General features: G+C 39.6%; 13 protein-coding genes. 6 read left to right on the top strand and 7 right to left on the bottom strand.

The window, feature by feature from the left end; all coding sequences use genetic code 11:
- The first annotated feature begins 8 nt into the window (after positions 1–8).
- The 3 genes from ACLLO5_RS14795 (at position 9) to ACLLO5_RS14785 (ending at position 4111) form a co-directional block, all read left to right on the top strand.
- Positions 9–2774 carry a M16 family metallopeptidase gene (locus tag ACLLO5_RS14795; protein WP_413171275.1) on the top strand — a complete coding sequence of 922 codons (2766 nt, stop codon included), beginning with the start codon at positions 9–11 and terminating at the stop codon, positions 2772–2774.
- Between the two features lie 380 nt (positions 2775–3154).
- Positions 3155–3649 carry a hypothetical protein gene (locus ACLLO5_RS14790; protein ID WP_413171274.1) on the top strand — a complete coding sequence of 165 codons (495 nt, stop codon included), beginning with the start codon at positions 3155–3157 and terminating at the stop codon, positions 3647–3649.
- A gap of 36 nt (positions 3650–3685) precedes the next feature.
- Complete coding sequence (locus ACLLO5_RS14785) at positions 3686–4111, top strand: hypothetical protein (RefSeq protein ID WP_413171273.1); 426 nt, start codon at positions 3686–3688, stop codon at positions 4109–4111.
- A 232-nt stretch (positions 4112–4343) separates the two neighbouring features.
- Here the strand turns inward: ACLLO5_RS14785 and ACLLO5_RS14780 are convergent, their stop codons facing one another.
- Positions 4344–4832 (bottom strand): hypothetical protein, encoded by a 489-nt coding sequence (locus tag ACLLO5_RS14780; protein WP_413171272.1) that lies wholly within the window; start codon positions 4830–4832, stop codon positions 4344–4346.
- Positions 4833–4996: 164 nt separating this feature from the next.
- Here ACLLO5_RS14780 and ACLLO5_RS14775 point away from each other — a divergent pair, with 164 nt between their 5' ends.
- The gene (locus ACLLO5_RS14775) at positions 4997–6901 is read left to right on the top strand and encodes a protein kinase domain-containing protein (protein ID WP_413171271.1); all 1905 of its coding nucleotides are present in this window, start codon (positions 4997–4999) and stop codon (positions 6899–6901) included.
- Between the two features lie 52 nt (positions 6902–6953).
- Here ACLLO5_RS14775 and ACLLO5_RS14770 read toward each other — a convergent pair whose 3' ends face one another.
- The 6 genes from ACLLO5_RS14770 to ACLLO5_RS14745 form a co-directional block, all read right to left on the bottom strand.
- Positions 6954–7601 carry a heterocyst differentiation related protein gene (locus tag ACLLO5_RS14770; RefSeq protein WP_413171270.1) on the bottom strand — a complete coding sequence of 216 codons (648 nt, stop codon included), beginning with the start codon at positions 7599–7601 and terminating at the stop codon, positions 6954–6956.
- A gap of 242 nt (positions 7602–7843) precedes the next feature.
- Positions 7844–8647: a tryptophan synthase subunit alpha gene (gene trpA, locus ACLLO5_RS14765; protein ID WP_413171269.1), complete on the bottom strand. Its 804-nt coding sequence runs from the start codon at positions 8645–8647 to the stop codon at positions 7844–7846.
- Between the two features lie 110 nt (positions 8648–8757).
- Positions 8758–9060 carry a DUF3007 family protein gene (locus ACLLO5_RS14760; protein WP_413171268.1) on the bottom strand — a complete coding sequence of 101 codons (303 nt, stop codon included), beginning with the start codon at positions 9058–9060 and terminating at the stop codon, positions 8758–8760.
- Positions 9061–9086: 26 nt separating this feature from the next.
- The gene (ndhL, locus tag ACLLO5_RS14755; RefSeq protein WP_013193083.1) at positions 9087–9296 is read right to left on the bottom strand and encodes an NAD(P)H-quinone oxidoreductase subunit L; all 210 of its coding nucleotides are present in this window, start codon (positions 9294–9296) and stop codon (positions 9087–9089) included.
- A gap of 868 nt (positions 9297–10164) precedes the next feature.
- Positions 10165–10749 (bottom strand): Uma2 family endonuclease, encoded by a 585-nt coding sequence (locus tag ACLLO5_RS14750; protein ID WP_413171267.1) that lies wholly within the window; start codon positions 10747–10749, stop codon positions 10165–10167.
- A gap of 100 nt (positions 10750–10849) precedes the next feature.
- Positions 10850–11767: a lysylphosphatidylglycerol synthase transmembrane domain-containing protein gene (locus ACLLO5_RS14745; protein WP_413171266.1), complete on the bottom strand. Its 918-nt coding sequence runs from the start codon at positions 11765–11767 to the stop codon at positions 10850–10852.
- A 252-nt stretch (positions 11768–12019) separates the two neighbouring features.
- Here ACLLO5_RS14745 and ACLLO5_RS14740 point away from each other — a divergent pair, with 252 nt between their 5' ends.
- Together ACLLO5_RS14740 and ACLLO5_RS14735 are read left to right on the top strand one after the other, a co-directional pair.
- On the top strand, positions 12020–12589 hold the full coding sequence (locus ACLLO5_RS14740; RefSeq protein ID WP_413171265.1) for a DUF6658 family protein: 570 nt from the start codon (positions 12020–12022) through the stop codon (positions 12587–12589).
- Between the two features lie 44 nt (positions 12590–12633).
- On the top strand, positions 12634–13236 hold the full coding sequence (locus ACLLO5_RS14735; RefSeq protein WP_413171264.1) for a hypothetical protein: 603 nt from the start codon (positions 12634–12636) through the stop codon (positions 13234–13236).
- Positions 13237–13256: the final 20 nt, after the last annotated feature.

The raw sequence follows: 13256 nt of genomic DNA, 5'->3' as shown, positions 1-13256 counted from the left end.
AACCGCTTATGAAGTTACGCTCATATATGCTTTTAGGTTTGTGTCTTAGTTTGATTCTGAGTGTTGTGCCGTTTTCTGGCAATTTTACCACTGCTGCCACACCAGCGGTTACTCCTGTTTCTGCACTTTCTTTTACCCAGGGTGTGAAAAAAACGGTGTTGGAAAATGGCTTGACTGTACTCACTAAAGAAGTACATACTGCTCCTGTGGTCAGTGTGCAGGTTTGGTATAAGGTTGGTTCCCGCAATGAAGGAAAAGGAGAAAATGGGATTTCTCACCAACTTGAACATTTAATGTTTAAGGGTACTACTAACCGTCCGGTGCAGTTTGGGCGGTTATTTAGTGCTTTGGGTAGTCAGTTTAATGCTTTTACTAGTTTTGATGAAACGGCTTATTTTGGTACGGTGCAGCGAGATAAGTTAGAAGCACTGCTGACTCTGGAAAGCGATCGCATGAAAAATGCTTTAATAGGCTCAGAGCAACTAACCAGTGAAAAGCGTGTCGTTATTTCTGAGTTGCAAGGTTATGAAAATTCCCCAGAATATCGTTTAGATCGGGAAGTCAGAAAAGTGGCTTTCCCTAACCGTGCTTACGGTTTACCAGTGGGAGGTACAAAAGCTGATGTGGAGAAATTCACGGTTGAGCAAGTACGGAATTATTACCAAACTTACTACAGTCCTGAAAATGCGACTTTAGTAGTCACAGGTGATTTTACCACTGAACCGACACTGAAATCTATTAAAGCCACTTTTGGCAAACTACCAAAGGGGAAAAAGACTAATTTTCAGGTTTCTTCGGCTGTAACAGCGGTTAATCCTGCTCAAAAAACGCCCATAGTCCTCAAACAACCAGGAAGCGCCGCATTACTACAAGCTGTCTATCCCTTACCGGATATCAAGCATCCTGATGTACCGGCAATTGATGTTATGGATGCTATTCTCACAGGTGGACGTAGTTCTCGACTGTATCAAGCTGTGGTGGAATCAGGATTGGCTAGTTCAGTCAGTGGTGGTGCTGCGGAACTTATAGAACCAGGTTGGTATGAAATTAGTGCCACAGCCGCACCTGGTCAAAAATTAAGTAAAATAGCAGATACGATTCAGCAAAGTTTGATACAGCTACAACACCAACCTGTTACATCTGAAGAATTAAACCGAGCGAAAACACAACTCCAAGCTGGTTTTATTTTGAATAATCAAGATATCACCAGTCAAGCGAGTCAATTGGCGTATAATCAAGTTATTGCTGGAGATTATCATTATATTGAAAAGTATTTGAGTGCGATCGCTCAAGTTACCCCCGAAGATGTGCAGCGAGTCGCTAAAAAATACCTCGACCCAGCAAAACAAACTCTTGGCTTTTTTGAACCAACTTTAGCAGATGGTCAAGCAGGAACTACTAATAGCGGTTCTGGACGCACTGTAGAAAACTTTAGTCCTGGTCAACCTGTAGACCCCGCAGAATTAGCCAAATATCTACCACCAACAACATCAGCCACCAATACTAACCAACAATCGTTACCACAGCAGTTCAAATTAGCCAATGGCTTGAAAGTCCTGCTTTTACCAGACCGCAGCTTTCCCACCGTGAATATTAGTGGACAAATTGACGCTGGTAATGAATTTGATAGTAATCAAAAAGCAGGTTTAGCGAATTTGACCGCTACCAACTTAATGAATGGTACTCAGACTAAAGATGCTTTGACTTTGGCACAATCTTTAGAAGATAGAGGTGCTAGTTTAGCGTTCAGTGCTAATCGTGAAGGTGTAAGTATTAGTGGTCAAGGACTATCAGCTAATTTGCCGTTATTAGTGCAAACGTTAGCAGATGTAGTACAGAATGCCAACTTCCCCGCAGACCAGTTAGAACTCAGTCGTCAACGAGAATTAACCAGTCTCAAAGTCCAGCTAGATGACCCTAGAACCCTGGGAAGAAGGGTATTTCAGCAAGCAATTTACCCAGAAAATCATCCTTTTCACAGTTTCCCCACCATTGAGAGTTTACAAAGTATCACTCGTGAAAATGTGGTGAATTTCTATCACACACACTATCGACCAGATGCTACAACGCTAACTTTTGTCGGTGATTTTGAGCCAATGCTTGTCAAATCTCAGCTAAATCAGGCTTTTGGTAAATGGCAAGCCAAGGGTAAACCTCCTGTTATCAACCCTGCAACCGCAAATGTGTTGTCTGATTTAAAACAAATAAATACAGTAATTCCTGGTAAAGCTGAGGCTGTAACTTACCTTGGTTACAATGGGATTTCTCGTACAGACCCGCGTTTTTATGCGGCATTGGTGCTAAATCAAATTTTGGGTGGTGATACTTTATCCAGCCGTTTGGGTACAGAAGTGCGCGATCGCTTGGGTTTGACCTATGGTATTTACAGTGGTTTTGCTGCGGGAATCAATCCTGGACCCTTTCTAATTTCCATGCAAACTGCACCTGGTGACGCTCAAAAAGCGATCGCTAGTACCATCGCCTTACTCAAACAACTACGTAGCCAAGGTATAACTGAAGCAGAATTAAATACAGCTAAACGTTCTATTACCAACAGCTATCCCGTAGATTTAGCTAATCCTAGCGAAGTCGCCAGCATCATTTTGAACAATGCTGTTTTCGGATTATCCACCACTGAAATCCGTGAATTTCCCCAACGAATTCAAGCAGTAACTATGACTCAAGTGCAGAAAGCAATTGAAGAGTTAATTAAACCAGAAAATCTAGTCATCGTCACTGCTGGTTCTATAAGTAGTAATACTAATAGTAAATGAAAATCCTACCTAAGTGTAAACCCCTTGTAATACGGTGCAGTCCATCTGAACACAACACCCAATTTTGACTAAATTTTGAACCTGGAAGTCCTAAATTAGTTTAGAAAAAGCTGAAAGGGTAAAGGTTTTTCTTTACCTTTCCCCTCTAAGCAACAAATTTTGGGATACGCTTCAGTAAATTTCCCTATTGTCTACTTGACTGCTTCTTCGTAAGATTATCATCAATACAAATCACAAAATATAGTCCGAAATAAGTGGTATTTGCCAAAAACACGAAAAATTTTTTGGTGTAATTACAGTAAACTTTTAAAAAAAAATGTGTTATTTTTTAACTAATAGATGTAATAAGCTTAATCTTAAAATATCTCTGCAACAAAAATATGACAATATTACAAAATAAAAAAAAACAGGATATTAATCCTCTCCGTGAAAACTTTTTTGCTCAAGTCTCACCAGAAATAGCTGCCACTTTTACCAAAGAGCAAATTGAAGCCCTTCAAAAGGGTTTCCCAAGCCGTGAATGGAATGATCATTCCATCGACCTGAGAATATCTTTTCCTGTTTCTCTCATAAGTTTTTATTTAGTGATATTAGCAGGTGAAGAAAGACGTTCAAAACAACGCTTACAATATGAAAAAAACTTATACCCTCTTTGGACACCTGGTAATATTTTCTTCATAATGGTATTCTCTTTTATTATTATAACTGGTAGTTTTTCAACCTTAGTTTTCTTTAAATCTCTAGTTCATGCAAAACGCCAAGCAGTTTTTCCTACCTCCATACCTTGGATTGAAAATCGAAATGACTGTGAAAGAGCAAATAGAGATTGGAAAGATAATAAATGTTGGGACAGTCAACATAGCCCTTATTTTTAATACACATTAATACTAATCAAAAAGGAGAAAAATAAAATGGTTCATCAACATTATTCAAATCAAGATGATTATCAAAACGATCCTATCGTACAAAGAATTTTAGCTCGTGTTCCTGCTGAAATATCCAAAACTTTTACTGATCCTCAACTAGCAGAGTTAAAAAAGATATTTGTAGACCGGATGAATAACTCATCAGCAGTAGATGTGAGGTTTTCTATCCCATTTTTTAAACGCAGATTTTATCTAGTCTGTTTAATGGGTAAAGAAAAGCGTTCACTACACCGTTTAAAAAATTCAAACTTCAAGGTCATCAATAGCTTTGTCGGGACAACCTACATTTTATTAATGCTCAGTATTATAGTGCTAGGTAGTGCCTACATGATACAAGAAAAATTAAGAATAGACTCTTTTAAATATACCCCTGCTGAAAAAATCAAAGATTTTTTACCAGATAACCCTTAAATTGTCAGAATTCAGGAATCATGAGTCAGATTAAGGGGCGTTAGGGATTAAATAAGTGTCTATAATCACAAAATACGGCGAGGAATCGCTGTCCACCGTTAGGGCATAGGTAAGAAAACCAATGCCCAATTTCCTATGCGCCCGCCATACCCATCAAATCTCCCCTAATTTTAGCCAAGTGATGAGTCTGTATATTCCTGCACAACCCCCCGCACACCACACCCCCCAGACTTCAAGCCTCTGGTAAACTGTCAAATAGCTGCTTAACCAGCATCTTCGTCTTATTTTCCAAATGTTGCCAATCCACTTCTCCTAAGTCATCGAATAAACTAGTATCAATATCCACTGAGATATTCTCAGCATCGTAATTTAAAAAACACACTTGATAACACAGATCCCACAAATCCACATTGACTTGCTGCTCTTGACGTTGCAAGCGCAAATGGTATCCTGGATGGGGCATAGGCAAAGTAGAAAGATTTTTCCTAATATCTTCCACCTGTTGCGGTGTGGCATTTTCCATATCTTGCAACAACTGTGTGACTACAACTTTTGTTTCATCAGTTGTACCAGGAGGCCAAATCAGTACATCATGATAAGTTCCTTTCCAAGAGGACACATCAAGATGTTTACGAATATTATCGACAACTCGAATAAAAGCAGGCTGCATAAGCAGTTCGGCTTGCTGCCATACAGTGGAATTTGTTATCTTAGGTGGCATTGCTAGTTAATAGAGATACTAAAAGAAAAGAAAAAATTTGTTGGTTTTATTAAAAAACTGCGTTTTTAGTCTAAATCTTTTCTCAAGATAGCGGATTTCTTAGAAGAAAATTTGGAGATATTGACTACCAACTGGAAAATTAGGTGTTAAAACTGGGGAGGAATATGATAGGCAAACTACTAGACCATCGGTACCAAGTCATACGCATTTTGGCAACAGGAGGGTTTGGTCAAACTTATATTGCCCAAGATACTAGACGACCTGGTAATCCTATTTGCGTTGTCAAACACCTCAAATCAGCTAGCACAGATCCCAAAATTTTTGAAACTGCTAAACGTCTATTTAATAACGAAGCGGAAACTTTAGAAAAGCTGGGTAATCATGGACAGATACCCAGGCTACTTGCTTATTTTGACGAAAATCAAGAATTTTTCTTAGTCCAAGAATACATTGATGGACATACCCTCAGTGAAGAACTAATCCCCGGACAACCTTGGAGTGAAAGCCAAGTCATGCAAATGTTGCTGGAAGTTCTGAGTATTTTAGAATTTGTCCATCAACAAGGTGTAATTCACCGGGATATTAAGCCAGATAATATCATTCGTCGTTCTTCTGATTATAGATTGGTGTTGGTAGACTTTGGAGCAGTCAAACAATTGCGTTCGCCCCTAGTCACAGTTGCCGCACAAACTACCGCTACTGTAGCTATTGGTACACCTGGCTATATGCCTACAGAACAGGGACAAGGTAAACCCCGTCCTAATAGTGATATTTATTCCTTGGGAATCATTGCTATTCAAGCCTTAACCGGAGTACCAGCCAAGCAATTACAAGAAGATCCTAATACTGGTGAAATTCTCTGGCAGCATTTTCTTCCTGTTAACTACCACTTGGCAGAAATCTTAAGTAAGATGGTGCGTTATCACTTCAAAGACCGCTACCAAACAGCTACGGAAGCACTGCAAGCCTGTAGAGATTTTCTGAATCTTACCTCTGGATATTCCTTATCTTCAGAAGCACCCAAACCAGTTAGCTACAAAGCCCGCAAATCTCCATCTTTCTCATCTCCATCTCAAGTAGTTTCACAGCACACTGTCGCTGTGGCACCTGCTAATCCTGTAATTAACAACGCCGTTAATAAACCTCTTTCAGAATCTAGTAAACCTGATCCATTACCTTTAATCATTGGCATCTTATTAGCAGGTAGTGCAGCGGCTTTGGTTGCAAATTTATATCCCAATGTGAAAGATATAGCTGCTAATTGGACATCAAAAAGTAGTACGAAAAACTGCTTGGCTGTAGTGGCAGCTAATTCTAATATCCGTTCTGAACCAAGTGCTATCAATTCTGATAATATTTTAAAAATTGTTGGTGATGCTAGTGAATTTGATGTTACTGGTAAGCGCACAAAACGTGGTTGGATAGAACTGAAACTAAAATCTGGACGTTTGGCTTGGGCGCATTCAGATGTGATTGCTAATAATGATCAATGGATTTCTTGCTTAAGGGATCAAGGCATTTCTATTCAAACCGTAGATGATCAGCCTTTAATCGCATCTCGACCAATTCCCAAACCACAACCAATTGCTGTATTGACTTCCAAACCGGAAATATCTGATCAATCAACTTCTGAAACTGAGACAAAGCCAGCTAATGAGGACAAACAGAAAATAGTTGAACGTGCCAGACAGAAGTTTGAGTCAGGTGATGTAAATGGTGCGATCGCAATTCTCAAGTCAGTTCCGGCTAATGCCGCTTCAGGAATCAAAGAAACTGTTGAAATTATGAATCAATGGCAAAAAGATTGGGAAAAAGCAGAGGCACTTGCTAATGAAATTAATAAAGCCATTGATAACGGCCAATGGGATAAAGTCCTAGCTTATCGAGATCATCCAGAAAAATTGCCCAATATTAAATACTGGCAAGATAAATTAGACCCCATGTTTAAACAAGCAGCGGAAAATGCTGCTAAACAGGTGCTTCCCAAGGAAGATAAGAAAAGTAATGAAAAGAAAACAACTACTACAAAAGCGCCTAGTGATACAAACAAGCCTGAAGACAGTTTTTAACTGGATGGTAATGGAAATGAGCTTCCATTACCAATTACCTATTACCAATCTGTTAGCGTAGTTCGTCGTATTCTGCATTTTCCACCACTCGTCTAGCTTCTGGACGTGAGGATGGTAAAAATTCAGCCCGTCGGACAGTAGCCAAAGGTGGTGTGGGTCCATTGTAGGGGTGAATCACCTGCACAGTGCGAGTAGGACGTTGCTTGGGAGAAAATAAAGATAAGACTCCAGCCACAACAACACCGCCACCAATAGTTAGTGTCGCTCCCCCAACTGCCCAAATGATGGGTGAAGACCACCAGCGATTTTGTTCAGGAGGTAGTGCAGCAGCTACTTTGGGCTGATTTTGCTGTTGGGCTAACTGCCACTGGAAATTTTGTAATTGACCCTGTAATTGGATATTTTGTAACCGTGTTTGTTCGTAATCAGCTTTCAGTTTTTCTAACTGTGTATTTAACTTTTCCACTTCTGGACCCTGGCTAGAATTGGGCGCTACGGGCTGTGGATTTGTATATACTGGTTGTCCGTAAGGTGGATACTGCATGGGCTGCTGCATGACCTGGGGTGCTACAAATGTGGCTGGCATTTGTGGGGCAGCAGTAAAGTTAGATTGTATTGGGGTGTTTGTTCCTTTCAGTAATAGGAGAGCCGCCAGACCAGCTACAGCAACTCCGCCGATAAATGCCATACTTTCACTCATCGTTTTTACCCCTCAACTCCGACGGCAGCATAACTTGATTTTAACTGACTCGCTCTCACACTCATAATGTCTTGCCTGTTTCAATTCACATAAAACTCAAACTATAAGCAAATTTATCAGGTAGTTTTTTTTCAGCCTGGTATGTGCTGTTAATATTCAAAACCATATCAGTCAAATTGTCCACTACATAGATGATAAAAAAACTACGCTGTTACCTTTTTTAATCTATTTTTCCCAATTCATCAAGAGGTCGTTTTGATACTTGACTTCAGATTGTGGCAAAATTCTGCGATCGCATTCAGTCCTGCTTCTGGTGTCCCTTCTGCCAAACGCTTGACCATAGCACTACCCACAATTGCTGCATCTGCGCCCCATTCCCGCACTTGACGAGCTTGTTCAGTGTCGGAAATACCAAAGCCTACACCAATAGGTTTATCTGTGACAGCGCGAATTTGGGTGAGTAAATCGGAAACTCGGCTTTCCATTTGGTTTCGCATTCCCGTCACACCAGTCACACTCACCAAATAGATAAATCCTTGGGAAGCACGTGCGATCGCTTCAATCCTCTCAGGCGAACTAGTAGGAGCTACCAATAAAGTTAAATCAATCCCCACCTCAGAAGCTGGTTCTAACAACCCTGCTGCCTCTTCCAGAGGTAAATCAGGAACAACTAAACCCGCTACACCAGCAGCCTTAATTTGCTCAAGAAACTTATCAATTCCTCGATGCAATATTGGATTGTAGTAAGTAAATAAAATAATTGGCGCTTGTAAACTAGGAGTAGTTGCGTGCAGCATTGCCAGCACCTGATCCAAAGTAGTACCCCTCTCCAAAGCACGGGTAGCAGCTGCTTGAATCACAGGCCCATCTGCCAAAGGGTCAGAATAGGGAACACCCAACTCAATAATATCCGCACCAGAACGATCTAGAACTTGCAACGCCTTAGCAGTAGTTTCTAAATCAGGATCACCAGCAGTAATAAACGGAATCAGAGCGCACTCGTGATTCCGTCTCAGATTTTCAAAACAACGAGAGATTGAAGTCATTTGTCAGGGAATAGGGAATAGGGAATAGGTAACAGGGAATATATTTATTCTCCCCATCTCTCCATCTCTCCATCTTCCCATCTTCCCTGTTACCTGTCACCTGTCACCTATCACCCATCACCTAATTCTATTTCCGCTTGGATTTTCGCTAATTCTTCAGGAGTGAGTTCATCTAGTCGCTTTTGTAGGAACGCCTTTTCATACTCTTCCCGTTGTTGATGGTAGGTCATTTTTTTACTCCCTGCACGGAAAAGATAGGTAGCTAACCAACCCATCAAACCCACAACCAGTAAAGCTTGGCTCCAAATACCAGCACTTTGACCATCTAAACCCACCAGCTGCAATATTGCATAAGCCAAGCCACCAGCCACAAAAATGCCAAAAGTAATTCCGATTGCGTCAATGCGTCGCATGAGAGTTATGACCTACCAAATCTAAATTAAACAATCTGTCTACGCCGTGGTCGAAAATTTGCAATTGGTGAAAGTAGCAACAGACCCGGAAAGAAGAAGAACACTAAAAAATACATAAACCCACGCTCTATGGAACTAGCCGTATACCACCGCAGCTTTAGATAAAGCATCACAGCCATTGGTACTACCAGAAGATAAGCTCCAGCCAAAATCAAATACAGTAGTGCTACAACCATAATTCTTTGTCGGATTTGAGAAGACTATTTGGTGCATCTACTCCCCATGATATGATCAACTGTCAGACTCAGGGAAATATCACCCATAGGTTTTGCCAGAAAAACAAATAAATTTTTCAACTACTTGTCATAATCGCAAATTTCAGCTAAGATTATGATATAATGTGATTTCGCCGCAAAAAGCGAATAAGTGCTAGATAAGAAAAAATCCTGTTTAAAAACAAAATTTTTCAAACTACTTGCACAAAAGACGCAACTAATGGTGAAATATATAAAGAGGTTTTTTGACCTCGATAAATCTAAAACCCCTTGGGAGTGTGGCGGAATGGTAGACGCTACGGACTTAGAAAACTGAGCCTTGATTGAGAAATCTTTCAAGTGGAAGCTGTCAAATTCAGGGAAACCTAAATCTGTTTACAGATATGGCAATCCTGAGCCAAGCCCAGAAAATTTAGACTTGAGATTTGATATTGGAGTGAAACCCAAAATTGGAAATCCCAAATTTAAAATTCCGGGAAGGTGCAGAGACTCGACGGGAGCTACCCTAACGTAAAGCCGAGGGTAAAGAGAGAGTCCAATTCTCAAAGCCGAAATTTGCTAAAGCAAAAAGGCAGTAGCGAAAGCTGCGAGAGGATGAAAATCCGTTGACCTTAAACGGTCGTGGGGGTTCAAGTCCCCCCACTCCCATTAGAAAAATTGAAATCGACAAATTGTAATTTCTGTGGTTATACGTTCAGTTAATTCCTTCCAACGCCTGGGAACTTCCCCTTGACTAGGGGATGCTGAATAAAACAGAAAACTTGATCAATAAAAGGTTTAAGCCTACTAAAAAGGGGCGGTATTTTGCGTTAGTAGTAATACTTTTATTCTATTCCCCATTGCCTGGCTCAAGGGTTAAACCGCGATAGACTTGCTCAATGGGGAAACTGAGATTGATGCTTTTTAGTTCAATGACGTCGCCTTCTCCATAGTTAATAATCATCCATTGTCCCGCATCATTTTTGTGATACAAGTCGATTTCGATGCTGGTGGAACTAACTAATAGATAATCTTTCAAGACGGGGTTATTTTGATACATTCTGAATTTGCTACCGCGATCATAGGCTTCGGTAGTTTTTGAGAGAACTTCAACGATTAAGCAGGGATAGGTAATATATTGGGTTGTGATTTTATCGCGATCGTCGCAAGTTACACTCGCATCTGGATAAGTATAGTTATTCGTCTCGACAATATTAATCTTGATATCAGAATTCCCAGTTATACAACCACTATTCTCTAAATGGGCATCAAACATGGAAGTGAAGCGGATGGCAATACGACTGTGATTGACGCTGCCGCCGCTCATGGCGTAAACTTGACCTTCGATAAGTTCGTGTTTTTCTAGTTGTTGCTCTTCCCAAATGAAATATTCTTCAGGGGTTAGGTTGGGGAAATTTTCTTTGGTTGCGATCATGATTCCTTACCCTTTGGCTCTGGGTTAGTTGATTTAATTTTAACAATCTACACAAACATTTTTCGGGGTAAGCCTTTTTAATTGGCGTTTTCAGCAAACCCTAATTAGCAAGGCGTTCATCGAGAGAAGCTAAAGCAGCGCCAGCGATTTCTGCGAAAATGCTAATGAGACGATAGAGTGCGATCGCACTTATTACCAAAGCAGCAGGAAAACGATGCTGTAAAATTGCTATAGCCGTCGCTTCAAAAACACCCAAACCACCAGGTGCGCCAGGAACAACCAATCCTAGCACCCAAGCAAAACTAAAAGCACCCAGTAATAAAGGAATTTGGCTAAAATTTAAAGAACCTAAAGCATACATAGTTAATATAAATCCTGTTCCACGCAATCCTAAAAAAACTAATTCTCCCAACAAAGGACGTAGAGGATAGCGTTCAATACTTAAACTATTAATAGACTGATTTTCAGAGTCAGATTTTTTGTTCTTCAAACGATATAAAAAGCGAATTACTGGGTTTAAAACCCAAGGATGAACAACACCAAGTACCAAAAATAAACTGACAATTTGCAGAATGTGTACCCCAAAATTAGTATTATTTACCGCTAATTGACTACCAAATAAAACAACAATAATTAAAGCCGCAGCAGCCATAAGTAACGGTTCTAATAAAACGCTTAAAGTCGCTGCACCCGCAGAAACATTAGCATTTTTAGCCGCTAAAATTCGTCCATAGTAATGCCAAATATTACCAGGTAAATACTTAGCAATATTCGTCTTTAGATAAACTTGAATAAATTGAGCAGATGATACAGGTTGATTTAACTCTTGCAAGACCCAAGTCCATATCCAACCAGCCCACGTATGTGCAAGTAAAGTTATACCTGTTGCAACTGCTAAACTTGCCCATCCTGCTGCATCAATACGGATAGAACTCACTTCTAACCAATTATCCTTTAAGGCTTTTCCTAAAAAAAACAGTGTTACCCCCAAAATGAACCAGCGTAAAACTTTTTTCATTAGTAGAATTTAACCGTTAAATTGCCAAAATTATTATATTAAATAATATCTCTCCATAGTTAGATAAAATTGTAATTTTTTCAACAGTAAAATGTGACCTACGCTAGAGGTTGATAGGGTTGTATTTTTTTAAGTTGGTAAATGTTGTTGATGTTAATAACTTCAGCCTCTGGCAAATAGCTGTAAATATTGGCTGTGTAAATTAATAATCTGACAACTAATTGAAGTTTAATCCTGCATAAGGAGGAAAAAGTGAAACACTTGATAAATTTCTGTAGAAAATTGCCAATACGCCAAATTATAACTATCTTTGTAGCTGGAATATTGTTGATAGTTAACACCGCTTGTAGTGGAGTAAATGCTCAAGGTGCAAATCCCAAAAATACTCCTGTGCAAGCTGGTGGAGCAAATAATCCTTATAAGAGTGGTAGTGACAAATATACAAATTTGCGAATGTCCACTGACCCCAAAGTAACGACTGAACAGGGTAATAATTTAAAGGATAATCAAGCTAGTTTACCTTTAACATCACAATTACTACTAGCGGTAAATAAAGAAGCAGAAATTCTTTACCCTGGCGCAGAAACATCTTCAGGTAGGGTTAGGAAAGAAGCAGAATTACCAATCATCACACAAGAAGAATTCAAACATCCTGAACCTGGTGGATTAATTCAGCGTGAACCAGATATAAGAACTCGCATTCAAGATCGAATGGAAACTGTCACAGAGTCAGTTGAAAAAGCTTCAGGATTTTTAAAAGAGAAAGCAGATGAAGCCAGTGCTAGACCTGAATTACAAAAAAATCCAGCCGTAGGCAAATAGAAATTTAATTTTTAAATCAGTCCATAAAATACAAGGAGAAGAAGATGAAGAAATTAATTATTTGGGTACAGAATATACGCCCACTGAAAATTATAACGGTATTTTTGGCAGCAACTTTTCTGTTTTTAGTTCAAGCTTGTAATCGTCCCACTATAGCTGGACAACCACCTCAACCTGCGGGACAACCGCCAAATGTGCAAAGATATGACCCCACAAAAGATTATCCTATTTCTCGATATCAAGGGGGAATGAACAATTTTAGTGATGTTGATCCTAGATCAAGAGAAGCAGAAAGATCAGCCAGAGATAGAGCAGATGTATTAATAGAAAATGCCCAGAGAAACATTGAACGTAAAGGAATTGATAGTACCGATCAATATGTCCGTAATTATCGAGAAGGAACGCCTTTTGGTGAGAGAGTAAAAAATTTAGGTGAAGATGTGGGAAGTTCAGCCGAAGAAGTGAGAGAAGGAGTAACTAAAGGGACTAAAAGAGGAGTAGAAAATCTGCAAGAAAATGTTGAAAATGCAGCCAAAGGTTTAACTAGAAATGTACAGCGTGGAACTGAAGATGTGGGTAAAAATATTCAACGTAGAACTGAAGATGCAGAAGAAGCAGTCAACAGAACTTTAAGAGAAGCTGATTGAAATTAAGATTATGTTATTCA

The organism is Anabaena azotica SJ-1 (assembly GCF_047275885.1).
In the GTDB taxonomy this organism is placed as follows: domain Bacteria; phylum Cyanobacteriota; class Cyanobacteriia; order Cyanobacteriales; family Nostocaceae; genus Trichormus_B; species Trichormus_B azotica_A.
Note: the sequence above shows the minus strand (reverse complement) of the source record. Positions and strands in the feature narration are given on the sequence as shown.